This is a genomic window from Peribacillus sp. SIMBA_075 (assembly GCF_046534585.1).
Map to the genome: position 1 here is coordinate 1 of NZ_JAWRYN010001453.1, position 242 is coordinate 242.

At 47.1% G+C, this 242-nt stretch carries 2 protein-coding genes; both read left to right on the forward strand.

What is annotated here, in order from left to right:
• On the forward strand, window positions 1–109 hold a 109-nt coding region (locus SB775_RS33190; protein ID WP_410865547.1), incomplete at its 5' end, for a zinc finger domain-containing protein.
• 23 nt (window positions 110–132) lie between these two features.
• Window positions 133–242: dephospho-CoA kinase (locus SB775_RS33195; RefSeq protein WP_410865549.1), on the forward strand; the 110-nt coding region annotated here is incomplete at its 3' end.

A 242-nucleotide genomic window follows, 5' to 3' on the forward strand; every position in this document is an offset into this window, starting at 1 on the left:
GGTGTACGGCAGAAAAGATGAGCCTTGTGTCAATTGTGGGACAGAGATTATCCGCTTTGTCGTAGGCGGTAGAGGGACACATATTTGCCCCCTTTGCCAAAAAAAATAACCAAATGCTATCGGGAGAGGAGGATGAACATGATATTAGGATTAACGGGCGGAATTGCTACAGGAAAAAGCACAGTGACAGCGATGCTCAGAGAACGTGGCATCCCAGTAATCGATGCAGATCAGATTGCTCG